This window comes from Pseudoalteromonas sp. SWN166, assembly GCF_015864485.1.
In the GTDB taxonomy this organism is placed as follows: Bacteria; Pseudomonadota; Gammaproteobacteria; order Enterobacterales; family Alteromonadaceae; genus Pseudoalteromonas.
In genome coordinates, this window is sequence record NZ_JADYXB010000050.1 from 1 (window position 1) to 22,776 (window position 22,776).

The 22,776-nt window shown below is 39.0% G+C and carries 22 protein-coding genes and 1 pseudogene; 13 read left to right on the plus strand and 10 right to left on the minus strand.

Annotation, left to right across the window (positions count from 1 at the left end; translation table 11 throughout):
• The 3 genes from I6F49_RS18510 to I6F49_RS18520 all read right to left on the minus strand — a co-directional run.
• On the minus strand, nt 1-490 hold a 490-nt coding region (locus I6F49_RS18510; RefSeq protein ID WP_197181584.1), incomplete at its 3' end, for a transposase.
• A 725-nt stretch (nt 491-1,215) separates the two neighbouring features.
• Nucleotides 1,216-1,695 (minus strand): thioredoxin-dependent thiol peroxidase, encoded by a 480-nt coding sequence (bcp, locus tag I6F49_RS18515; RefSeq protein WP_002963124.1) that lies wholly within the window; start codon nt 1,693-1,695, stop codon nt 1,216-1,218.
• Nucleotides 1,696-1,706: 11 nt separating this feature from the next.
• Entirely contained in the window at nt 1,707-2,240 is a 534-nt protein-coding gene (locus I6F49_RS18520) for a glycine cleavage system protein R (RefSeq protein WP_007583906.1), read from the minus strand.
• Between the two features lie 360 nt (nt 2,241-2,600).
• Between I6F49_RS18520 and bamC the strand changes: the two genes are divergently transcribed.
• On the plus strand, nt 2,601-3,662 hold the full coding sequence (bamC, locus tag I6F49_RS18525) for an outer membrane protein assembly factor BamC (RefSeq protein ID WP_007583910.1): 1,062 nt from the start codon (nt 2,601-2,603) through the stop codon (nt 3,660-3,662).
• Nucleotides 3,663-3,728: 66 nt separating this feature from the next.
• The gene (locus I6F49_RS18530; protein WP_197181585.1) at nt 3,729-5,099 is read left to right on the plus strand and encodes a YjiH family protein; all 1,371 of its coding nucleotides are present in this window, start codon (nt 3,729-3,731) and stop codon (nt 5,097-5,099) included.
• 30 nt (nt 5,100-5,129) lie between these two features.
• Here I6F49_RS18530 and I6F49_RS18535 read toward each other — a convergent pair whose 3' ends face one another.
• Nucleotides 5,130-5,276: a DUF2897 family protein gene (locus tag I6F49_RS18535; RefSeq protein ID WP_197181586.1), complete on the minus strand. Its 147-nt coding sequence runs from the start codon at nt 5,274-5,276 to the stop codon at nt 5,130-5,132.
• A gap of 107 nt (nt 5,277-5,383) precedes the next feature.
• Nucleotides 5,384-5,920 (minus strand): acyloxyacyl hydrolase, encoded by a 537-nt coding sequence (locus I6F49_RS18540; RefSeq protein ID WP_197181587.1) that lies wholly within the window; start codon nt 5,918-5,920, stop codon nt 5,384-5,386.
• A 245-nt stretch (nt 5,921-6,165) separates the two neighbouring features.
• On the opposite strand from I6F49_RS18540, the gene I6F49_RS18545 reads away from it, so the two are divergent.
• Both I6F49_RS18545 and I6F49_RS18550 read left to right on the plus strand, forming a co-directional pair.
• A complete protein-coding gene (locus tag I6F49_RS18545) occupies nt 6,166-6,759 on the plus strand; it encodes an MlaC/ttg2D family ABC transporter substrate-binding protein (protein WP_197181588.1) in 594 nt (197 codons plus the stop codon).
• A gap of 241 nt (nt 6,760-7,000) precedes the next feature.
• Complete coding sequence (locus tag I6F49_RS18550; RefSeq protein WP_197181589.1) at nt 7,001-8,338, plus strand: ankyrin repeat domain-containing protein; 1,338 nt, start codon at nt 7,001-7,003, stop codon at nt 8,336-8,338.
• A 98-nt stretch (nt 8,339-8,436) separates the two neighbouring features.
• On the opposite strand, the gene I6F49_RS18555 is transcribed toward I6F49_RS18550, so the two are convergent.
• The 5 genes from I6F49_RS18555 to I6F49_RS18575 are packed head-to-tail and all read right to left on the minus strand — an operon-like array spanning nt 8,437 to nt 11,956.
• Entirely contained in the window at nt 8,437-8,880 is a 444-nt protein-coding gene (locus tag I6F49_RS18555; RefSeq protein ID WP_166421843.1) for a DUF2069 domain-containing protein, read from the minus strand.
• Nucleotides 8,877-9,431: an NAD(P)H:quinone oxidoreductase gene (gene wrbA, locus I6F49_RS18560; RefSeq protein WP_166421842.1), complete on the minus strand. Its 555-nt coding sequence runs from the start codon at nt 9,429-9,431 to the stop codon at nt 8,877-8,879. Before wrbA ends, I6F49_RS18555 begins: the two co-directional genes overlap by 4 nt.
• Nucleotides 9,431-9,778 (minus strand): arsenate reductase (glutaredoxin), encoded by a 348-nt coding sequence (gene arsC, locus I6F49_RS18565; protein WP_197181590.1) that lies wholly within the window; start codon nt 9,776-9,778, stop codon nt 9,431-9,433. Before arsC ends, wrbA begins: the two co-directional genes overlap by 1 nt.
• 53 nt (nt 9,779-9,831) lie before the next feature.
• Nucleotides 9,832-11,289 carry a M48 family metalloprotease gene (locus tag I6F49_RS18570; RefSeq protein ID WP_166421840.1) on the minus strand — a complete coding sequence of 486 codons (1,458 nt, stop codon included), beginning with the start codon at nt 11,287-11,289 and terminating at the stop codon, nt 9,832-9,834.
• 1 nt (nt 11,290) lies between these two features.
• Nucleotides 11,291-11,956, minus strand: coding sequence for a hypothetical protein (locus I6F49_RS18575; protein WP_166421839.1), 666 nt, complete (start codon nt 11,954-11,956; stop codon nt 11,291-11,293).
• 146 nt (nt 11,957-12,102) lie between these two features.
• On the opposite strand from I6F49_RS18575, the gene I6F49_RS18580 reads away from it, so the two are divergent.
• The 9 genes and pseudogenes from I6F49_RS18580 (at nt 12,103) to I6F49_RS18620 (ending at nt 22,666) form a co-directional block, all read left to right on the plus strand.
• Nucleotides 12,103-12,321: a hypothetical protein gene (locus tag I6F49_RS18580; protein WP_166421838.1), complete on the plus strand. Its 219-nt coding sequence runs from the start codon at nt 12,103-12,105 to the stop codon at nt 12,319-12,321.
• A complete protein-coding gene (locus I6F49_RS18585; protein ID WP_197181591.1) occupies nt 12,314-13,390 on the plus strand; it encodes an AI-2E family transporter in 1,077 nt (358 codons plus the stop codon). The genes I6F49_RS18580 and I6F49_RS18585 overlap by 8 nt, the downstream gene beginning before the upstream one ends.
• Nucleotides 13,391-13,525: 135 nt before the next feature.
• On the plus strand, nt 13,526-15,781 hold the full coding sequence (locus I6F49_RS18590) for an aminotransferase class V-fold PLP-dependent enzyme (protein WP_197181592.1): 2,256 nt from the start codon (nt 13,526-13,528) through the stop codon (nt 15,779-15,781).
• A gap of 445 nt (nt 15,782-16,226) precedes the next feature.
• The gene (pgi, locus tag I6F49_RS18595) at nt 16,227-17,873 is read left to right on the plus strand and encodes a glucose-6-phosphate isomerase (RefSeq protein WP_197181593.1); all 1,647 of its coding nucleotides are present in this window, start codon (nt 16,227-16,229) and stop codon (nt 17,871-17,873) included.
• A gap of 269 nt (nt 17,874-18,142) precedes the next feature.
• Nucleotides 18,143-19,615: a glucose-6-phosphate dehydrogenase gene (zwf, locus tag I6F49_RS18600; protein ID WP_166420628.1), complete on the plus strand. Its 1,473-nt coding sequence runs from the start codon at nt 18,143-18,145 to the stop codon at nt 19,613-19,615.
• A 2-nt stretch (nt 19,616-19,617) separates the two neighbouring features.
• The gene (gene pgl, locus I6F49_RS18605; protein WP_197181594.1) at nt 19,618-20,328 is read left to right on the plus strand and encodes a 6-phosphogluconolactonase; all 711 of its coding nucleotides are present in this window, start codon (nt 19,618-19,620) and stop codon (nt 20,326-20,328) included.
• A 336-nt stretch (nt 20,329-20,664) separates the two neighbouring features.
• Complete coding sequence (locus I6F49_RS18610; protein WP_002961447.1) at nt 20,665-21,369, plus strand: SapC family protein; 705 nt, start codon at nt 20,665-20,667, stop codon at nt 21,367-21,369.
• A gap of 290 nt (nt 21,370-21,659) precedes the next feature.
• A pseudogene (locus I6F49_RS18615) lies at nt 21,660-22,337 on the plus strand (isoaspartyl peptidase/L-asparaginase family protein); the annotation flags it as partial.
• A 191-nt stretch (nt 22,338-22,528) separates the two neighbouring features.
• Nucleotides 22,529-22,666: a hypothetical protein gene (locus I6F49_RS18620; RefSeq protein ID WP_197181595.1), complete on the plus strand. Its 138-nt coding sequence runs from the start codon at nt 22,529-22,531 to the stop codon at nt 22,664-22,666.
• The last annotated feature ends 110 nt before the right edge of the window (nt 22,667-22,776 follow it).

The following is a 22,776-nucleotide window of genomic DNA, read 5'->3' on the forward strand; positions in this document are numbered from 1 at the left end:
TGGCATCAAGCCAGATAAACGGGTAAAGCGTATCTAAGCTGCGAGCTTGCCATGCTTTAAGCTCTGGTATCAGCTGGTCTGTTACGGCAGTGATGGTGGCCTCTGATACTTCAACGCCATACATATCCTGTATGTGGCCTCGAATATCTCGATAGCTCATACCTAAAGCAAACATAGATAGGATTTTCTCATCAATTTCAGGCGTTAACTTAGTTTGGTTCTTTTTAACAAGCTGAGGTTCAAACGAACCTGATCGGTCTCTGGGCGTTTCAAGTTCGAATTGGCCTATGGATGCCTTACCTGTTTTTTTGGTTGAACCATTTTTGCGGTTAACTTGCGTCTCAGATTGTAGATGCTGCTCTACTTCGGCTTTAAGAGCCGCTTCGGTGAGTTGTTTGATTAAGGGTGTTAGAACACCGTCTTCGCCAGTAAGACCTTTACCAGCTTGAAGTTCAGCTAATGCTTTGTTGAAATCGAAAGATTGAGTCATGTGTCACTCCTGTTTTCTTAATAATACTGAAATGACACAGATTTCTAAACACTACCAATGGATATGTCCAATCATCACTTGATCTCATTGTATCAAACAATTAAAGAACTTACGTGGGACGGTCTTTAGTTTTAAATTTTAGTCGTTTCAAGCAGCAAGTTAATTTACTGCCTTTATACACTAAAGGTTTAGGCGGTAAATTATTATTTTATATAACCCTGAATACCAGACTCTCCAGTAATAACTCCGTCTATTTAATTACTTTTCTCATCAATTTCTTTACCGCAATTATAACAATCGTTAGTGGGAAGCTTATAACTAGAAATAGAGCGCATTACTTGGTTTTTATTACAGACAGGGCAGGCGTAATTAATTACAGAGATTATAAGCGCAATAGCGAAAACGAAACTACCGATATAAAACGGGTTTGAGTAAAATTGCATACTTGGTTCTGAAAAGTTAAAACCAATAATACAGATGATTAATGCAGTTAAATAAAGTTTAAATATTAGGCTTTTATTCAAGGTTTAAATATCCAATTGGCAAGGTGCTAATAATAAGTGCTTTGGCAGTTTTAACAAATTATTTACTCTATTGCTATTTAAGTTTTATATAGCGCAAATGTATAGGCATAAAAAAAGCGTTGCCCTTGAGCAACGCTTTTCTGTATTTGTCTAATAGCTGGTAGCTAACTTACCAAGCTGCTGGCTTACTCAGCCGTTAGCTTATTCTGCTGCAAGATAATCCAACACTACTTGATGGTGATCTTTAGTCTTAAACTTATCAAATAGGTGTTTAATTTTACCGTCTTGGCCTACTAAAAACGTCAAACGGTGAATACCATCGTACTCTTTTCCCATAAACTTTTTGTAGCCCCATACACCAAATGCTTCTGCAATGGCGTGGTCTTCATCGGCTAATAAATCAAAATTAAGCTCTTTTTTAGTTTCAAAGTTTTTAAGGCGCTTAATTGGATCTGGGCTAATACCTACAACGCGGGTGTTAAATTTAGCAAGCTGTGCTTGTTCATCGCGTAGGTTTTCGGCTTGTACAGTACAGCCCGGCGTTGACGCTTTAGGGTAAAAGTACACAAGCACTTGTTGCTCTTTTAACAGCTCGCTTAATGTTACTGTTTCGTCGTTTTGGTTTTGTAGGCTAAAAGCGGGTGCAGTATCGCCAGCTTGTAATGGACTAATTGTGTTCATGTTTAGCATCCTTAACGAATTCGTTTAAAAATATAATCTACGTTTAGTGTGTGAGAAAGGCTCTCAAAACTAATTTTAAATTGATCTATATCTACATCAACAGGTATGTTGAATTCAAGTTCACAACGCATTTTAATGTTGTCTTCTTGGGAATAAGTGTCTGACTTAAGTGAGCAAATACTAATATTATTGTCGGCAAAAAAGCGCGTTACTTTGCTCAATGTGCCAGGGGTGTCTATGCCTGTGTATTCTAGGGTGTAACCAGCACAAAATTCGCTAGGAGTATGACTCGCTGTGCGCTTCATCATGGTTAGCAGGCCAAGTTCCATGGCTTTAGTGGGCAGTACGTGCTCTATGCGGCTTATTGCCGACATGTCGCCGCTTAGTAGCATTATGAAGGTAAATTCGCAGCCTAAAATAGCAATACGGCTGTCAATAATGTTGCAGTGGCAATCGCTAACCAGTTGGGTTAGTTCACTTACTATACCGGGTCTGTCTTCGCCAATCGCTGTTAAAACAATTTGATGATTTGAAAATGCAGTCATGAGTTCAAATACCTTGTTACTTGGATTATATCAACCGAGTTGGCAACACCAAAAAATACACACGAGAAGTTGCACGGCGGCGAAGTTTAACACAAAAAGGGCTCTAAACTACAGCACACGCTAATTAAGCGCTTTTAAAGTGCGGTGTTTCTTGTTTTTACTGGCACGGGAAAGTACCATAGCTAAAATTTGCTTATTTGCGCTTAGTTTTATTGCTAAGTTGAAGTGCTGAACTTTATTGCATTTAGGCAGCCAAATAATAAATGTAAAGTTAATATTGATTTTACACTGAACCAAATCGGCATTACCCACTCATATATTTGTTAAAACAATTAAAGGGTATGCTAAGGAGAAATATCTGTGCAGTATTGGATCCCAAAAGCACTTGCAGTAAGTGTATTGGTAAGTTTATCAGGGTGTAGTGTATTTATTAATAAGGCACATGACGAGCGTAACTATCGTACGCATGAGCCTGTAAAAGCACCAACGTCGTTATCTCAACCAGCTCAAGACCCAGTTTATAAAATGGATGTAGGTCAATACGACAACAATCCTGAAGCTACAAATTACCGCCCACCGGCACAAGTATTAACAATTGCTAAAGGCAGTTGGGTAGAAGAGACAGATAAACAAGCGCGTATTTATTTTGATAAAAACGATGGCATTGCTGATTTAGATGAATTTCTTTGGGACACGATTCAATCAGTCCTTGCTGATAACAATGCAGCAACCACTAAAGAAGACAAGCTATTAGGTACTATTGAAACTGATTGGTACTCAATTATTAAAACCGAAGAAGGTTTTTGGTGGTGGGGCGATGAAGTTAACGATGACTTAGAAAAATTTAGATTCACTATTGAAGAAAAGTCACATCAGCGTACTGCGTCTTTACGTGTAGAGCTGATAGATTTTAAAGGCGACCATACGCTAACTGATTTGTTAAAGCAGCAGTTAGAAGTACGTGCGCTTAACCAAGTAGTGAGCGAGTTTGATTACCGTTACCGTCAACTTGAAGTTGATATGCGTAAACGCCAAGGTATTATTTCTCTTGAAATGGGCTTTGATAACAAAGGTAATGCAGCACTTGTAACTGAGCAATCTTACGAAGCTGTGTTTGACCGTTTCTCTGGATTTTTAGAGCGCTTGTCGTTCACTATTGTTGAAATTAACCCAGATACGGGCTTAATTACTGCTGATTACACTAAACCAGAAACAAGTGTTTGGGATTCAATTTGGGGTGATGACGTAGCTCAACTACCTATTGATGAAGGCCAATACCAAATTTTAGTAAGTAAAACTAAAGAAGGCGGTACTAGCTTAACGTGGATGGATGACAAAGGCGAAACGCTTGAACCAGGTACTATGAATGGTTTACAACAAGCATTAGAAGCAGCACTCATTCAGCGCGGCATTAAAATTTAAATAATAATAAGTTTTACCATAAAAAGAGCGCAAAGCTCTTTTTGTGGTTTTTATAGGTTAAAAAATATGTCTCAGCTACCTCATCGTTCACATTATACGTGGCGCACTTGGTTTACTTTTTTGGTTCCTTCGTTAATTGGTGTGTTTTTATTTATGACGCCGATTACTACCTCGCAAGGGATGACCATTCCTATTGCCGTTATGGCAAAAGCGGTTCAAGCAATGATGCTTGGCTCTGCTCAAGCAATTATTACTCTCATTATTTGTATTACAGGGGTTATTTCTGTAATTACTAAAGTATTTAAACCCGCCGCTATATGTAATTCACCTTTGCTAAAGCATTTATTTGACGTGAGCTGGATATGGTTAGCTGTGCGCTTATTTGGTATGGCGTTTGGTTTAATGACGTACTTAAGCTTAGGTAGCGAGATGATTACCTCGGCCAATACTGGCGCGCTGGTATTAAATGACTTACTACCTGTGCTGTTTTCGGTATTTATTTTAGCGGGCTTATTACTGCCGCTATTAATAAACTTTGGTCTACTAGAGCTTGCTGGTACGTTAATGACTAAAGTAATGCGCCCTGTATTTGGCGTACCGGGTAGAAGCGCGGTTGACTGTACTGCATCGTGGTTAGGTGATGGTAGTGTAGGTATTTTGATGACTGCAAAGCAGTACGATCAAAAACACTATACACAACGTGAAGCGGCTATTATTGGTACTACGTTTTCAGCGGTTTCAATTACGTTTAGTTTAGTGGTGTTAGGACAAGTTAAACTTGAATACCTATTTGCTCCGTTTTACGCAACGGTATGTTTAGCCGGTATTGTTGCCGCTATTATTGTGCCGCGATTACCACCACTTCGCTTTAAAAAAGATTTACTAATTGATGGCACTGAACCAGATAGAGACGCTGAGACAATTCCGGGCCATAAAACTTTATTTAGCCATTCGCTAGATGTTGCATTAGCTAAAGCTGATAACTCAACAGGTGTTAAAGGCACTATAAAAGAGGGCGTACACAACGCGCTTGATATGGTATTTGGTGTACTGCCTGTGGTTATGGCCGTAGGTACATTTGCACTGATCATTGCTGAGCATACGCCTATATTTGAGTATTTAGGCATGCCATTTGTGCCATTTTTAGAGTTATTGCAAATCCCAGAAGCGGCAGCCGCGTCACAAACTATTATGGTTGGTTTTGCTGATATGTTTATTCCATCAATATTAGCAGCAGGTACAATTGAAAGTGATATAACGCGCTTTATTATTGCAGCAATGAGTGTAACTCAGCTTATTTATATGTCTGAGGTGGGCGCACTTTTACTTGGCAGTAAAATACCGGTAAATATTTTAGAGTTATTTATTATATTTATTTTGCGAACGCTAATTACTTTACCTGTTATTGCGTTGATGGCGCATTGGTTAGTAGGCTAGGTTTAGCACGTATTAAAAAGCCCTGATTAATCAGGGCTTTTTTGTGTCTGTTGTATTTTTTATATTGGCCTCTAGCTTTTTAAACTCCATTTTTGCAGAGAGTCTAATCAGGGCAATATTACCAATAATAATGGCAAAAACAACGGCGACAATTATTACAATATGCCAAGTTTGCATCGCAGTATCACTTAATCATTAGTACGTTTAAGTGTGACCGTTTTACGCTGTAACAGCAATTAAATAACTCAAAACATAATTAATAACTTTAAACACAATCAATAGCTTTAAAAACGTCTAGCTACCGAAAGCGTTAAAAAGTTAAGCCCTGGGTTTGGCTCTTTAAAGCCCGCGTTTGAATAGTGAATTACTCTTAGGGCAACGTTAGTGTGGCCAAAGTCGGCAACAAGGCCTATGCGATCCTCGAACTGGTAGTGAGTGCTTATGTTTTTACCGGCGAACTGCGTTTCATCAATCAGTGATACACCAATCCCTGCTTCTACATAAAATGGGGTATTGTTAAAACTGAAGGCAGGAAATTGCAGCACAGGTGACATAGCAAGTACTAGGTTTGATTGTGTTTCATCGCCGTGGCGGTATTCCCACATATTTACGCTGGTTTCAAAGTAAAAACGTGCATCGCCAATAAGGTTTTGCATACTCGGCGCATGATACTGATACGCAAGCTTAACGCCATTTACGTTGCCTTCGCCTTTAAGAAAATCAACAGCATAACCGTGATTCGATTGAGCAAAAGCAAGTTTGCCAAAAAGTGAAACTACTAATACTAAAGAGATAAAAAGTGTTTTAAGTGACGTTTTCATAGGTGCCAAATGTTTGTTTAGTTCAAAGTGATAACTAAATGATAAGGGCGACCTGTTAACAATTACAATGAGGACAAAATGCCGGTTGTATATAGGCTGTTAATGGAGGTTTGTAACTACTTGAATTTTCTTTTCTTATTCAATTGGTGCAATTTGGGCATTAATAAATTGCTTATTTGTGCCTTTTTTATTGCGTATAGAACGGGTAAATTACAACCATCTTAATCACACAGACATATACAATTATGAAACTCTTTAAACTATTCGTTTTAGCCACTGCTTTTTTTAGTAGTTCGTTATTTGCACAAGCTCAGCAATCGCCTGATCAGTTATTAGAATCAGTAGCCGACAAACTTTTTGCAGACATTGGTCAAGTAAACTCAAAAGGGACAGCTAGCAAAGATGCGATGGCTGCCATTGTTGAAAAACGTTTAATGCCACATATTGATGTTAAGTTTGTGTCGTTTAAATTATTAGGTAAACACATTAAAGGTATTGAGCGCGAGCAAGCTGTTCAATTTATAGATGCAGTAGAGCATTACTTAACAGGCACATACGCTGGTGCACTAATGAAGTACACAGGTCAAAAAGTTGTATTTGAGCGTAACAACGCAAAAAGCGACTCTGAGTACGCAACAGTTAACACGCAAATTATTAAGCCAAATGCGCCTACAATCGACTTAAGCTTTAAGCTTCGTTTAGGTAAAAACGATGAGTGGAAAGTATACGATATTGTTGCCGAAGGTATTTCACTATTAAGTGCTAAGCAAAAAGAGATTATTCAACGCATTTCTGAAGTGGGTTTAGAGCAAGTTATTAGCGAATTAAAAAGTAAATAGACTATTTGTCTGGCTCTGATTAAGCCCAACTCCAACCTCAAAAACGGCCAAGTACTTATGTACTTGGCCGTTTTTATATTCTTGTCTACTGTAATCTAAAGGATTGTTGTTATTGCGCAATTTTGCGCTAGCAGCAAAACAAAGGTGTGCTAGAATATCGGCACTTTGATTAAGCGTGGTGTCAGCTAAAAACTGATATAACTTACCACCCCCCAAGCCACACTGGAGTTGTGTTGTTTTAATGGAAAATGTACTGATTTGGCCAAAGGAATACCCATTACTTATTAAAGGACTGGTAGAACAAAACGGTGCCTTTATTTTAGATGCTTTGGAAGCTTGGCCTGCTTGTCGTTCTACAAATGAAGACGATGGTGTATGCACCACCGTGTTGCCACCTATTTATTATTTGGCATGGCTAACCCCGTTAGAGCCATTTGAAGAATGTTACTTTCAACATATCTCTGAATATGACGAAGACGCACAAGCGTATATTAGTGCGGTTAAAAGCCATTACTACGATAATGAATACACCCCTGAAAGCTTAGTGCTTATGTTGTGCCAGCGTCTTGAAAAATACGCAAGTGTGGCTGCGCAAAACACCCTAGATACGCCACTGTCTTTAGTTGATTTGTTTTTTAGTAAACGCTACTTCACGCTAATTGAGCATGCGTTAAATAATAACAGTAAGCTTTCGGCAAAGGATACATTAGCGCTTTGGAAAGAAGTTGATTTTAGAGAGCGTTTAAGTGCGTTTATTCCAGAGTCTATTGCCGATTTAGAAATGCTCAGTGAGCTTGCCAGCGAAAAAGTAGCAGCAGGTAAAGACTACTTCACGTTGCTTACACAGGTTTCTCCTGACGTTGACTCTGTTGTGCTGCTAGAAAAAGCATTATTAACGCACCTACGTAAAAAAACAGCCAAGCAAACAATGGCAATGCGTTTTATTGAGCAAGGCGCTACCGGTGTACTTACTGATGAAAACAATAAAACAGCCTTTATGTGGGCCGCCGAAAAAGGCTTTGTAAATGTGGTTGAAACGCTACTTGCAAAGCAAGACAAAAAAGCGGTTGATAATTTAGGTAATACAGCACTTCATTATGCTGTATTTGCTAAAAATGAATCACTTATGGTACTGCTAATTAAAGCCGGATACGACTTTAGAGCGCGCAATAAAGAAGGTTTAAGCTGTTACCGTTTAGCGGTAAGTATAAAAGCCAATAACTTAGTTAAATGCTTAGAACGTGACTTTGGTATTAAAGAGCTTTCGCCAGAAGGGCAGTTTGATCGCATTAAAAAAGTACATGTGCTGCACGCTATCGTCACTATACTGCTGCCTTTACAGTTGTTCTTCTTTTTTGATGGAACACTCTCTATTAAAAGTGAGCTGACGCTGGGTTTAACTATGGCGGCGGTAATCTGTTTTTTCTTTGCAACCACTTTAAAACGTTGCGCGTTATATCCGCATATTAAACACCCTTGGGGTTTATTTGTGCTTAGGGGCTTTTCGTTTATTAGCTTAGTGGCTCAAATAGGGTTAGCGAGCATTGTGGTGCTAGCAGCTTTGAGTGATTTGGTTTAGTCACTTTTAAACAACTTATAAAAAACGCGCTTAAAGTAATTTAAGCGCGCTTTTTGTTTATATCGTTTATGGATAGCCTAATCGGTTTAGGTAAGAGGCTATTTACCGTGCTCATTTGCTGCTTTTTCTTCAGCTAGTTCTTCTTTAAGCTTACGGATTTTTAAACCCTGCTCTTGTCCACGGTGTCTTGCGTAGTAAGTACAGCCAATAAACATTGAAGAGGCAAATACAAGCTCTAGCAGTACCCATATAAGCTCATCAGGAGCGGCCCACAGCATGGTAAGCCCGTGAATAAAATACAGCATTACAATAAAGTTAGCCCACGCATAAGTGTAAGTATAATCTTTAATTATGCCTCTTAGTGGCAGCAATAATGGAATAATAGGCACAAATAAAGACGCTAAACTCGCATTACCATTTAAAGGTGGTACAAAATACATCCACAGTGGAATAAGAATAAGTAAACCTACATAGCCAAAGAGTGCGGCACGCTGAAATTTTACTGTAATTGGCTTTTTAGCTGGGTTGTCAGCGGTATTCATTTAAGTTTTCTCGCAATGTGAGTAAGGCGTTTACCAACGCTTTGACATATTTTAATTTCGTCTTTACTAAGCTGTGTACTATTAGCGCTGCCAGCAACGTGTGTTGCACCGTATGGTGTTCCACCTGTTTGTGTTGCAAGTAGCTCGGGTACATCGTACGGCACGCCCAGTAGCATCATACCGTGGTGCAATAGTGGCAGAGATAAGTTGAGTAAGGTTGCTTCATTACCACCATGCATACTGCTTGATGACGAAAACACACAGGCTGGCTTATCTATTAATTGGCCTTTTAGCCATAAATCGCTGGTGGTTTCCCAAAAGCTTTTTGCTTGGGAGGCCATCATGCCAAATCGGGTTGGCGTACCAAATGCTAAACCATCGCAATTAATTAAATCATCTTTGGTTATTACAATGTCGTGCGGATTTTTAGCTACAAAAGTACGCAGCAGGGCAGTTGCGCCTTGTTGCTCAATTGATTCTGCTATTTCGTGAGCCATTGCTTCAACTGAGCCATGGCTTGAGTGGTATAACACCACTATGGTTTCGCTCATTATAAAACGCTTAGTACGTTTTCAGGCGGGCGACCAATGGCTGCTTTATTGTTATTAACAACAATAGGGCGTTCAATTAGCTTTGGATTTTGCACCATGGCGTCTATCAATGCTGACTCACTGCTTTCATCTTTCAAATTAAGTTCTTTGTAGGCATCTTCTTTAGTGCGCATTAGTTCGCGTACTGATGAAAAACCAAGCTGGCTTACAAGCGTTGAAATTTGCTCGCGAGTAAGAGGCGTTTTTAAATACTCTACAATATTTGGCTCTACCGCTTTACTTTGCAGTAGCGCTAGCGTTTCGCGCGATTTAGAGCAGCGAGGGTTGTGGTAAATAGTAACAGACATAAAATGATTCCAAAGTGTGAATTGCGTCTATTTTAGGGTAAGCGCTTGCAGACTTAAAGCCTCGCAAGCTCTTTTTGTAAAAGTCGATACTGAGTAAGCAGTGCTTTTAAACGCTGTTGTTTTACAAGTTCTGTTGATTCTACGAAATTAAGCGCTTTTTGGATTTCATCAGCGGCTTTTAAGTAAGCCCCGTATTGCGCTAATACATCAGCATTTGCTTCGTGGTAAGAGGCTAATTTATCTTGTTTTTTATACGCATCAGCAAGGAGTTGTTTACCTAAGTTGTGATCGGGTTTTTCAAGCAAAAAGCTTTTAAGTATATTTTCGGCAAGCTCGTACTGTTCAGCTTCAAGTGCAGCGTTGGCGTAGTTAAGCGTAATTACCTGATTATTAGGGCGATACTGATTTAAATCAGCTAAAAATTTAACGGCTTCATCTGCCTTTTTTTGTGCGATGAGTAAATCGGTATGAGTATCTATATAAAATAGGTTTTTAGGATCGTTTTTTAAAAGCTCATCTAACATTGGCGCTGCTTCATCAAGCTTTTTTTGATCAAGTAAACTAATAGCTAAACCGTATTTTAATGCTGTGTTGTTGTAGATGTTTTCGCGCAGTAGCTTTCTAAATAGGTCTTCCGCTTTTTCTGGTTTGTTGTAATAGCGTGCCAGTACGCGACTTTTTGCTAAACTAAACTCAAGGCTCGCGTTTATATGGCGCTGAGGATACTGCTCTGCCCGCAAGCGTACGTCTGATACACGGCTCTCTGGTAATGGGTGAGTAAGCAAAAACGCAGGTGGCTTGTATTTATAGCGAATTTGCGCTGCAAGTTTAGTTAAAAACTCGCTCGATGCACGCGCATCAAAACCCGCATTATTAAGAGTTTGCATACCTATACGGTCGGCTTCTTGCTCGGCTGAGCGGCTGTGCGTTAACTGACTAAAAGCAGACTGCGTTTGGCTCGCTGATATAATGGCAATGCCGGCGTCGGGTGCAACAACTGTTGCCAGTATTCCAGCAATCATACCGGCAATGGTCAGCGCGCTGTTATCTTGTTGTTGTTGAATTCTACGTGCTAAGTGGCGCTGGGTTACGTGAGCAATTTCGTGGCCAAGTACAGAGGCAAACTGACTCTCGTTATCGGCTTGTGCTATTAACCCTGTGTGCACACCTACATGCCCACCATAAAAGGCGAAGGCGTTTATTTCTGAGTTGTTTATCCAAAAAAACGAAAATGGAAAGCGCACATCGTTAGCATTAGCCACCAATTTACGGCCAATAGTGGTCAGGTATTCATCCAATACAGGGTCGTTTATAACGGGCGATGAGCCGCGTATTTGCATCATCATTACTTCGCCAATAGCTTTTTCTTTTTCAAGTGGCAGCGCTTGTAATGCAGATGTTCCTAAATCAGGAAGAGTAAAGCTAGTTTGCGCTTTTAAAGGTTCGCTTACTAATAAGCTAAACGTAAGCGCGGCACTGCATAAAGTGATAAATGCTGATTTTAGCTGCATTTTATTCCTTGTTAATTGGTTCGCCAATTGCAATTTTGGCTATGTCTATTTCGTCACTGCTTGCACGGCTGTCTTTTTCGCACAATTGGTATAGTTCTTTTATTGTGACTCCATCAAGCTTTACAACGTTCAATTCTCGCTGCAAAAAAGTAATAATTTTATGTACTACTTTATGTGCATGTAAAATAATGGCTTTATCTGCTTTGTCGCCTCGTTCAAAATAAAAGCCAATAAACTTATGTAATTGATTTATTCTGATTAGATTTTTCATTGAATGCGGATCCCACACTCTAAATTCCATAAAGCGATTACCTTTTACGTATTGGTCAACAATAACATCTTTAGCATAAGGCTGTGCCCATAACTCAAAGCCTCTGTCGGTAAATACTTGGTGTAGTGCAATACGTGGCTTATGTTTAGTATGTATTACACCAAAGTTATCTTCATGGCCTTTTAATAAATCTAAGTTCCAATTGCGTTTATCTATAAGTTGTTTAACTGCATTATCGAATCCATGATCTAAAATTCCTTCTGATTCGCTTATTGAAGAGGCAATAAGATGATAAAAAGGAGGAAGTTCGCCCCAATTAATTTGCTTTTTAAACCAATTAATCTCTTTGAGTGTTGGATTACTTGGTAGTTGCGCTTTATTATGCGTTCCAGGCATTAACTTATCCTTACTGCTAGTTATGTTATAAGGATAAACTATTACAGGTGTTGTTTTAAGAAAAAGTTACAACGGTTCACGTTTTATAAATACGTAGACCGACAATATGCGACTTATTATTGATTTACTATACGGGTAAAGTAGTTATGGTGGAGCGCGATTTAAAAGGGTTTGAGTGCCCTCAGCAATTTGTGCAGTTTAAACTTGCGCTACGAAGTGCGCAGTTATCAAAACACCGCATTACCTTTAGTCTTAATAAAGGTGAAAGTGCGAACGATATTGAACGTTTTTTGCAAAAAAATGCTTATAGTTACAATTTTGATAAACAACGAGGGTTGTTATTAGTGGAGCCATTACATGTTTGAATACGTAAAAACATGGTACGAAAGGAAGTTCTCGGATCCTCATTCGTCTACCTTATTATTTTTATTACTGGCCTCTGTTGCCTTACTTTACTTTTTTGGCTCGTTAATTGTTCCTGTACTTGTGGCACTGGTTATTGCCTATTTACTTGATTGGCCGGTTGTTCATTTAGAGCGTTTTGGTTTAAAGCGCTTTAGTGCAACGATTATTGTAATGTTGATATTTATTAGCATTATGCTCACCCTTATTTTGGTTATTGGCCCCGTACTTTGGAAGCAAACCAGTAACTTAGTCCAAGAAACCCCGCATATGTTAGAGCAGGGGAAGTCTTATTTAATCGCTTTACCTGAGCAATATCCAAGTTTAATTAGTATTGAGCAAGTACAGGCAATTGTGGCAACGGTAGAGGCTAAAATAATCGAGTTTGGTCAGGCTGTACTGTCGTTTTCACTAACCTCTTTAAAAGATGTTGTTGCATGGCTTATTTACTTAGTGCTTGTGCCGTTGCTGGTGTTTTTTATGCTCAAAGATAAGCTTGAACTAACGGGCAGTATCGCTAAATTGATCCCGCAACAACGACGTTTAATTTTGCAAGTGTGGCACGAAATGAATCAACAAATTATGAATTACATTCGCGGTAAAGTGTTTGAAATTTTAATTGTTGGTGGTGTGTCTTTTATTGCATTTACTGTTTTAGATTTACGCTACGCCGCATTACTTGGTGTGCTTGTTGGCTTGTCGGTATTAATTCCATTTATTGGCGCGGCACTCGTCACTATTCCGGTAGCGGCAGTTGCGCTGTTTCAGTTTGGATTAGAAACACAGTTTTGGACCATTTTAATTATTTACGGAATTATTCAGGCGCTTGATGGCAACGTGCTTGTGCCACTGCTGTTTTCTGAGGCGGTTGATTTAAATCCGGTATTTATAATTGTCGCGGTATTATTTTTTGGTGGCTTGTGGGGATTTTGGGGCGTATTTTTTGCCATCCCGTTGGCTTCATTAGTAAAAGCGCTAATAACAGCTTGGTCGTCAACGCATGAAGAGATAAGTAAAGAGGCCAGTGAATAATTAAGTAAACAGACTTTTAGTCTAAAAAAGAATAGTAAACGCACCTCTAGTGCTAATTGATTATTACTCATTACCTGTAAATTTATGTACTATTGGTAATAAGATATATTTTTTAGTAATAAGGTGCGTTTTTTAATGTCTGAGTTTTTATTGCACGATGAGCCAGTAAAACAAGTTTACCTTGATGCAAACGCAACGACCCCTGTGTTGCCTTGTATAGCTGATGTTGTTTCTCATACCATGCAAATATGTTTTGGTAATCCTTCAAGCCCGCACATCACAGGCATTCAAGCCAAGCATTTATTAGAACAAACACGCCAAAAAGCACACACAGTTATTGGCGCAACTACTGGCGATATTTTATTTATCTCTGGCGCAACAGAAGGCATTCAAACTGCGGTGGTTTCTACGCTAATAGAGGCTAAAAAACATCCGATTAAAAACCCCGTATTGTTATATGGTGCTACTGAGCACAAAGCGGTGCCAAACACACTTAAGCACTGGAATAGCGTACTTGACGTTAATGCTGAGGTGCTTGCTATTCCGGTTGATAGCAACGGTATTTTAGATTTAGATTTTATAGCACAGCATATAGATAACGCATTGATGATTTGCACCATGGCCGTTAATAACGAAACCGGTGTATATCAAGATTTACCCGCTATTGAGCAGGTAATTCGTAGCCGTAATAAAAATGTATCGTGGATGGTGGATTGCGTGCAGGCGCTTGGTAAACAAGCACTTGCGCTGAGCGATACAACAATAGATTACGCCCCTTTTTCGGGGCATAAGCTTTATGCACCTAAAGGTATTGGCTTTTTATATATTCGTAGTGGTAGTGCGTACACCCCTTTTATAGCGGGTGGCGGTCAAGAAAGTGGAATGCGATCGGGCACCGAAAACCTACCCGGTATTGCAGGGCTAAATAAGCTATTTAGTATGTTGCTTGATAAGTCAGACGATACATTTAAGTCGGTTAGCGTACTTAATGCTTACCGAAGCCAGTTACAAAACGCGATAAAAGATACCTTTGGCGATATTACATTTAATCATGATTTTGCTTATAGCGTGCCAACCACACTTAACTTTGCTGTTAACGATTTAACGAGCAAAGAAGTGATTGATTTATTTGATGCGGCGGGCATTCGCGTAAGTGGTGGCTCGGCTTGTAGTACAGGTGCATCAACAAGTTTTGTTTTGGATGCAATGGGTGCAAGCAAGTGGCAAAGCGAAAACGCGATTAGGCTATCGTTTGGGCCAGCGGCAACACAGCACGATATAGATGATGCTTGTGGGCGTATTCGCGCATTAAAAGCAATTTTGCAAGCAAACTGTTTAATTGTGTCTGACAGTACAACACCAATTCAAGAAGTGTGCGCGCTTGGTTTAACTCAATTTAGGCATCAAGGGGCATGTAGTTGGCTTTATGTGAGCGATGATAAACACGCAGTTATAATAGACCCTATTATTGAGCTTATTCCGCGTTTTGAAAAAATAGCCAATACACAAAACTTAACTATATCAGCCGTGCTTAATACACATCTTCATCAAGAGCGAGAGTCTGCGACTAATTTGCTTACCAGCGTTCTTGCATCAAGAGTGGTAAAAGGTGAGGTTGATTCGCTAGGTTGGCCGTTAAATACAGCAAATATTGGTTTAGGAAATGACGTACTTGAAAAAGTAGCGACACCAGGGCACAGCAAAGATAGCGTAAGTTATTTATTAAAAAACAGTAATGGTGAAACGCGTTACTGTTTTTGTGGTGATTTAATATTGCCTGCAGGGCTTGGTAATACATCGCTTATAGGTGGGGATGCAAAAGCAATGGCACGCTCTATTTTAGCAATGAGCGAGCAACTTAATAACAGCAGTATTATTTGCTCAGGGCATGACTACCAACAATGCTTTGCTATGAACTGGGCTGTACAACAAAGCCAAACGCCATTACTCAACGCGCTAGTGAACGGCAGTATTTCAGTTGATGAATTTGCAGTACAAAAGCAGCAGTACGATGCCTCAAAAAAAGTAAATAACACGCAGCTGTGTGGTTATGTAAATGCGTTACCTGAGGTTGATACACAGCAACTAAATTTTGATGACGCTAAAGTAATGTTAAACACCAGCGATACATATTTAATAGATACTCGGGAGCCGTATGAGCATGGAGCAAATAATGTTGCTCAGTTATTTAATACGGTAGATGAAAAAACATTAAATATACCACTTAGCAGAATGGCAAATGCGGTATTTGAAGGGCAGTTAAATAAAGGTAATAAATATATTTTATTATGCCGTAGTGGCAACCGCTCAAAAATTGCTGCAACTAACTTAATGCAACTAGGATATAAAACCGTTTATAACCTAAATGGCGGTTTAGCGCTTAGTAATTAAATAACGTTTGTAATTAGTACAAAATCGGCTTTAGGGCCGATTTTTTGTTTTTAAGGTTTATTTGTTCTAGAGATAAGCAAGCCATAGTAATTAGTGAATAATTATAAAAAGTAATTAGCGGGACTTACTATGGCAGGATTTATATAGCGGGACTTACTATGGCAGGACTTGTGAAAATTCATTAAAATTTCATTTTTAGGGCTTAATGTTAGCTGGTACCTTTAAAACTGCGGGTAAATTAATTTATAAAATTTTTATGATACCGGTGTCAAAAGCTAAAAATTGCGTTATCATCTGCATCTAAAATTATAAAAACAGCACTTTTTTTGCATTTTTAGTTATACTATTTGCGCTTTAATTTAGTGTAAAAAAGCAATGTTAATATTTTCGCTTTTATAAAAAATATTTTTAAATCAATAGATTGAAAGAATTAGAGGGTATATCCATGTCTAACCGAACGCAACTAGCAAGTTGGCAAGCACTAGAACAAAGTGCAGCTAAGATGAAACAAACACATCTAAAAACGTTATTTGCACAAGATGACACGCGCTTTTCTCAGTTTTCGACTCAAATACCAGGCGTATTATTCGACTATTCTAAACAACTTATTGATAACGATGTTTTTGCTAACTTAATGTCGCTTGCTAAAGAATGCGATATTGCGTCGTGGCGCGATAAAATGTTTAGCGGTGAAAAAATAAATATCACCGAGGATCGCTCAGTACTACATACGGCACTTCGTAATCGTGCTCACACTCCATTAATCGTTGATGGCGAAAACGTAACACAAGCCGTAGACAACGAATTAGCTAAAATTAAAGTGTTTGTAGAAAAAGTTCGTAGCGGTAAATGGCTAGGCTATACCGGTAAAGCGGTAAAAGATGTTGTAAGCATTGGCGTAGGTGGTTCTAACCTTGGTCCACAAATGGCAACCGAGGCGTTAAAAGCACTTGCTGATGATACGTTAAATGTTCATTACGTATCTAATGCTGACGGCGTACAAATTTCGTCTATATTAAAAGCCATTGACCCTGAAACAACATTATTTGTTATTTCGTCAAAAACATTTACTACCTCAGAAACCATGACAAACGCTAAAACAGCAGTTGATTGGTTTTTACAAACAACAAAAGATGAAAGCACAATTGCTAAACATTTTGTTGCGGTAAGTACAAATTTAGAAAAAACGGCAGCCTTTGGTATCAGCGACGAAAACGTATTCACTATGTGGGATTGGGTTGGCGGTCGCTTTTCACTTTGGAGTGCGATAGGCTTACCAATCGCTTTATATTTAGGCTATGACGCCTTTGAAGCCATTTTAGAAGGTGCCTTTGAAGTAGATGAGCACTTTAAGGCCGCGCCGTTTGAACAAAATATACCATTAATTATGGCATTACTTAGCGTATGGAACACAAGCTTTTTGGGCTACACAGCTCAAGCTATATTACCGTACGACCAAGCACTGCATATGTTGCCTGCTTATTTACAGCAAGGCGAAATGGAAAGTAACGGTAAGCACGTTAACTTTGCCGGCGAAACAGTACCTTATACAACAGTTCCAATTATTTGGGGCATGACGGGTATTAATGGTCAGCACGCGTTTTATCAGTGTTTACACCAAGGTAATGTAATTGTGCCTGCAGATTTTATTGCATCAGTTAAACCACAAGTGAATGTTGATAAGCATCACGATATTTTATTATCAAACTTCTTTGCACAAACAGAAGCGATGATGAGTGGTGTGGATGCAGAGCAAGTTACCGCTGATTTAACCGCTAAGGGTAAATCGCAAGCAGAAATTGATGAGCTATTAAATCATAAAATTCATCAAGGCAATCGCCCTACAACATCTATGCTATTAGATACAGTAGATGCTAAAACAGTGGGTCGTTTAATTGCACTGTATGAGCATAAGATATTTTGCCAAGGCATTATTTTAGAAATATGTTCGTTTGATCAATGGGGTGTAGAGCTTGGTAAAGGTTTAGCATCTAAAATTGAAAGTGAACTCACTGATGAAAGCGTTAAACACGCTCATGATAGTTCGACAAACGGCTTAATGGCGTACTATAAGCAAAACCGTACGCAATAAAAAATTCGCTTACGCAAGTAAGTAAACCGAGTACCTTTGAACGGGTAGCGCTGGAGTGCTTAGGGTCTGTATTTTTGTGAGAGGAGATACAGGGCCCCTAAGGCTCATTTAATAAGCGCAATGATAAAAAATAACAATAAATCATCGATACAGAACAATTCAGCAGGCTTTTATTTAAGTACAGCTATAAAAGCCATCTAATCTAGCAATAAATAGGCATACCCGCGCATTTATAAAATGTACTGGGTATCACAACGTAGAGAGTAACTATGCTTAATCCTTTTGATATTATAATTTTTGGGGGCGGTGGTGATCTTGCGTTACGCAAATTGCTACCAGCAATGTACAGAGCATATCAAGAAGGTAACTTACCTGAAGGCTCACGTATCCTACCAACAGTGCGCGAAGAATCGAAACGTGCTGAATACATAGAAACAGCGCATAAAGCATTACAAGAATTTTTAAGCAAAGGCGAGTTTAACGCTAAAGATTGGAAAGCGTTTTCTACTTTTCTAGTGCCAGTGGTAAGTAATGTTACAGAAGCAGATGACAACTGGGATGTGCTAAAAGGCATTTTAGATGAGCACGAAAGTACTAAGTCTCGCGTGTTTTATTTATCGCTTCCGCCTGCTGTTTACGGCACATGTTGTGAAATATTATCAACTAAAGGTTTAATTACCCCTACATCACGTGTTGTTGTTGAAAAGCCAATTGGTTATTGCGGTGATTCTGCTGAAGCAATTAACGGAAAAATTGCAGAATTTTTTAATGAAGAGCAAATTTTCCGTATTGACCATTACTTAGGTAAAGAAACAGTACAAAACTTAATGGCGCTGCGTTTTTCAAACTCATTGTTTGAAAATATGTGGGATGCTAAATCTATTGATAATATTCAAATTAGCTTATCAGAAACTGTTGGCCTTGAAAGCCGTGCTGGTTTTTACGATAAAGCCGGTGCACTTCGTGACATGGTTCAAAACCATTTATTACAACTACTTTGTTTAGTTGCAATGGAGTCGCCTAATAAGCTTAACGCTAACAGCATTCGTAACGAAAAATTAAAAGTATTAGAAGCACTTCGCCCACTAGTAGGTGGTGATGTTGATGAAAATATTGTGCGTGGTCAATACGTACCTGGTGACTTAAACGGTAAAATTGTACCGGGTTACTTAGAAGAGCTAAATGAAGGTTCTAGTAAAACAGAAACGTTTGTAGCTATTCGTGCGCATATTGATAACTGGCGCTGGGCGGGTGTTCCATTTTACCTTCGTACGGGTAAACGTATGGCTAAGCGCTGTGCAGAAATTGTGGTTGAATACAAAAAAGTATCTCACAATATCTACGAAGATAACGTGGGTAATATCGAGCCAAATCGTCTTGTTATTCGTTTGCAGCCAGAGGAAACAATTCAACTAACGCTTATGTCTAAGCGTCTTGATAACCTTCAAATGCAACTTGAACCAGTAACAATGAATATTGAGCTTTCACAAGCTTACAGCAATGGTTTTCACTCAGATGCGTACAAGCGTTTAATGCTTGATGCTGCTGCAAATAACCCATCGTTATTTATTCACCGTGATGAAGTTCGTCAAGCGTGGAAATGGATTGATCCAATCATTGACCGCTGGCAAGACAAAGGCAAACCTGCGCTTTACCGTGCTGGTAGCTGGGGTCCGGATGATGCTGATGAACTATTGGCAGAAAAGAGCCACGTATGGTTTAACACAGGCGATAAGGTATAAGTATGGCAACGATAGTTGAAAAGTTTTTTGACGATAAAGACGCGTTAACAGCTGAGCTTTCTGCAACGCTTGAGCAATCATTACGTGATGGCATTAAAAACGATGGCCGTGCTGTATTAATGGTGTCGGGTGGCTCGTCTCCTGCGCCCGCTTATAAGCATTTATCAACGCTTGATTTAGATTGGCAACATGTTGATGTTGCTATGGTTGATGAGCGTTGGGTAGACCCAAACCATGAAAAAAGTAATGAAGCTTTTATTAAAAGCACGTTATTACAAAACTACGGCAGTGCTGCAAACTTTATAACCATGAAAAACGATGCTGCAACCGCGCAGCAAGGCAGTGAAGTGTGTGAAGCCGCTTACAGTGCTTTAAAAGCGCCATACGATGTAACTATTCTAGGCATGGGCCCAGACGGTCACACTGCATCGTTATTCCCAAATGCAGAAGGTTTAGAGCACGGTTTAACAACTGAGCAAACAGTATGTGCAATTAATGCGATACAAAGTGATGTGACGGGTAGTATTACTGAGCGAATGACGCTTACGTTAAATGCCATTGCGCAATCTAAAGTGGTTAAGCTTTTAATTAGCGGTGAAGAAAAACTCGCTGTTTATAAGCAAGCAAAAGCGGGCGGCGATGTTAATGACATGCCACTTCGCGCTGTGCTTAATCACCCAAGTATAAATATTGAAGTATATTGGGCGCCTTAATTTAGGTGCTAATTTAACTTTTAAAGGCCGCTTATATAAGCGGCCTTTTTTATTTGCTCAAATTTAAGCCTAAACACTGCAAAAAAACAGTCCTTAACTGTTAACCAATGTTAATGAATAACTTTGGTTTGTATTAAAATCAACCACGAAGTGTGTTGTTTTTGAACAAAATTTATGAGTTTGAGCTGTATGTTTTTTAGCAACGTTCAGATTTAGTTAAATTTTATTTTTTCATGGTCGTTGTCATAAAAGTTTCCCTTCCTTTTTTAGCTCAAAAGCATTAGCCTAAAGGTATTAACAATGAAACATATAAATTAAAATAAACGGAGCAGTAACATGGCGGAGCAACAAGTACAGCCTTTACACAACGAAAAACATGCCAACACTAAAATTCAAAACGGCATCAATGTAGAATTCATGAAAACTCAACATTTAGTGCCAGTAGTTGCACATGAGTTTGCACGCGTAGCAAACGAGTTTCCAATGTCATTCGTTAAAAACAACGAAAGCGGCACTTTTCAAGCTGTTGCTATGTTTGGCTTAGAGCCAGGCGAAAACCTTTTTGTAGAAGATGGTAAATGGACTGCAGCATTTGCACCTATGGCATCTACTCGTTACCCATTAGGCTTAGTTAAACACCCAGATCAAGATCAATACGGTATCGTAATTGACGAAGCAAGTGCGCTTGTTGGTGAAGACGAAGGTAATGCATTATTTGAAAACGGCGAAGAAACAGATTACCTAAAACGTCGTAAAGAAGCGCTTGTATCTTTCATTGAGTTTTCTCAAGTAACTGAAGCGTTCACTAAATTCCTTGCTGATAAAGAACTACTAATAGCGCAAACGCTAACAGTAGACATTAAAGGCGAGAAAAAAGACATCAACGGTATTTACCTTATCGATGAGAAAAAGCTAAACGAGTTAAGTGATGCTGATTTCTTAGAGCTTCGTAAACGTGGTTACTTAGCACCAATTTATTCTTTCTTAACGTCTACTCATCAAGTAGCACGTTTAGCGCGTTTAAAAGCTAAACAAGCTTAATTATACCAATTGCATTAAATTAGTGATCTATTATAGCGATAAGAAAATAGCTCAATAACAAGGCTAAAATTATGATACATAGTTGTTCTATATAAATAATTTTCAACGTAGTTAGTGAGCTATTTAATACGCTAGAATGATCATGTTTTTAATAAAATTGGTATTACAAACACGTAAAATTTTAAAAAGCGCCTTAAGGCGCTTTTTTTATGCCATTAAACTCACTTTAGTTGAAATTAAGCCCGCAACCATTCACATTAGTTTATAACTTTCCCATAAAAGAACTCATTATGAAAACACCCTTATTAGCAATTTTTGCGAGCAGCCTTTTTGCTTTAAGTAATAGCGTATTCGCTGCAGAGACTCCTTTTGCCATTGCGATTCATGGTGGGGCAGGGACAATAGAAAAAGCACGATTTACACCCGCCCAAGAAAAGCAGTACCGCGCTAAATTAACGCAAGCTGTAGAGACAGGTTATAAAGTATTGCACCAAGGCGGTGAAAGTTTAGATGCGGTAACTGCGGCAATTACAGTATTAGAGCAATCGCCTTATTTTAATGCAGGGCGTGGAGCGGTATACACTTACGATGGCGGGCATGAGCTTGATGCATCCATAATGGATGGTCGAAACCGTGAAGCAGGCGCCGTTGCGGGTGTAAAGCATATTGAGAGCCCGATTAAATTAGCGCGTTTGGTCATGGATAACTCTGTGCATGTAATGCTTAGCGGCCAAGGCGCTGAGGAGTTTGCTAAAGAGCAGGGCGTTGAACTTATCGAAAATAACTTATTTGATACTGAGCCTCGTTACAAAGCGCTTTTAAAAGCAAAACAAAAATTAGAGAAGGCCAAAGCAACCAGCAAAGAGTATCAAGCAGCGCACAAAGCATTACCTAATAACTATAAAATGGGCACTGTGGGTGCCGTGGCACTTGATAAAAACGGTAATTTAGCAGCGGGTACATCAACGGATGTCAGATTTAGCTAAACATAGCCATTCAGGTTTATTAAAATAAATTGTTTTAAGTTCAATCTTCTAGCTACAAAAGTAAATTTTTTGATTGTAGAATCCTTCCCCTAAGAAATTTCATTCAAGATAACTCAATCACATTTAATTAAGATCTATACGGGTTAAATATGCAGAAAGAACTTAAGAGAGGTATGAACCTCGCAAAATTGTTACGTAAATACCATGCTGACTTCCCTCCTAATGGGTTGGCTATTTTTATCGAGGTAAGTAGTTCAGAGGGTATTAGCTCATCAGAGTTAGTAGAAAAGCTTGGTATGCCTACAGGGTAAGATTACGTAAGCTCAATAAATAAGCTGTAAAACTTTATCTGCATAATCAGTATCGAGTGCAGCTTTGAAACGCTTAGCTTTCAGACCTTTTTTACAGCTTTTTTCAAGTT

Bases quoted from the DNA above. Each gene is read 5' to 3' on its own strand.
- bcp (WP_002963124.1), bottom strand. From the start codon at position 1,695: ATGAACACAATTAGTCCATTACAAGCTGGCGATACTGCACCCGCTTTT.
- I6F49_RS18520 (WP_007583906.1), bottom strand. From the start codon at position 2,240: ATGACTGCATTTTCAAATCATCAAATTGTTTTAACAGCGATTGGCGAA.
- I6F49_RS18530 (WP_197181585.1), top strand. From the start codon at position 3,729: ATGTCTCAGCTACCTCATCGTTCACATTATACGTGGCGCACTTGGTTT.
- I6F49_RS18535 (WP_197181586.1), bottom strand. From the start codon at position 5,276: ATGCAAACTTGGCATATTGTAATAATTGTCGCCGTTGTTTTTGCCATT.
- I6F49_RS18540 (WP_197181587.1), bottom strand. From the start codon at position 5,920: ATGAAAACGTCACTTAAAACACTTTTTATCTCTTTAGTATTAGTAGTT.
- I6F49_RS18545 (WP_197181588.1), top strand. From the start codon at position 6,166: ATGAAACTCTTTAAACTATTCGTTTTAGCCACTGCTTTTTTTAGTAGT.
- I6F49_RS18550 (WP_197181589.1), top strand. From the start codon at position 7,001: ATGGAAAATGTACTGATTTGGCCAAAGGAATACCCATTACTTATTAAA.
- I6F49_RS18555 (WP_166421843.1), bottom strand. From the start codon at position 8,880: ATGAATACCGCTGACAACCCAGCTAAAAAGCCAATTACAGTAAAATTT.
- wrbA (WP_166421842.1), bottom strand. From the start codon at position 9,431: ATGAGCGAAACCATAGTGGTGTTATACCACTCAAGCCATGGCTCAGTT.
- arsC (WP_197181590.1), bottom strand. From the start codon at position 9,778: ATGTCTGTTACTATTTACCACAACCCTCGCTGCTCTAAATCGCGCGAA.
- I6F49_RS18570 (WP_166421840.1), bottom strand. From the start codon at position 11,289: ATGCAGCTAAAATCAGCATTTATCACTTTATGCAGTGCCGCGCTTACG.
- I6F49_RS18575 (WP_166421839.1), bottom strand. From the start codon at position 11,956: ATGCCTGGAACGCATAATAAAGCGCAACTACCAAGTAATCCAACACTC.
- I6F49_RS18580 (WP_166421838.1), top strand. From the start codon at position 12,103: ATGGTGGAGCGCGATTTAAAAGGGTTTGAGTGCCCTCAGCAATTTGTG.
- I6F49_RS18585 (WP_197181591.1), top strand. From the start codon at position 12,314: ATGTTTGAATACGTAAAAACATGGTACGAAAGGAAGTTCTCGGATCCT.
- I6F49_RS18590 (WP_197181592.1), top strand. From the start codon at position 13,526: ATGTCTGAGTTTTTATTGCACGATGAGCCAGTAAAACAAGTTTACCTT.
- pgi (WP_197181593.1), top strand. From the start codon at position 16,227: ATGTCTAACCGAACGCAACTAGCAAGTTGGCAAGCACTAGAACAAAGT.
- zwf (WP_166420628.1), top strand. From the start codon at position 18,143: ATGCTTAATCCTTTTGATATTATAATTTTTGGGGGCGGTGGTGATCTT.
- pgl (WP_197181594.1), top strand. From the start codon at position 19,618: ATGGCAACGATAGTTGAAAAGTTTTTTGACGATAAAGACGCGTTAACA.
- I6F49_RS18610 (WP_002961447.1), top strand. From the start codon at position 20,665: ATGGCGGAGCAACAAGTACAGCCTTTACACAACGAAAAACATGCCAAC.
- I6F49_RS18620 (WP_197181595.1), top strand. From the start codon at position 22,529: ATGAACCTCGCAAAATTGTTACGTAAATACCATGCTGACTTCCCTCCT.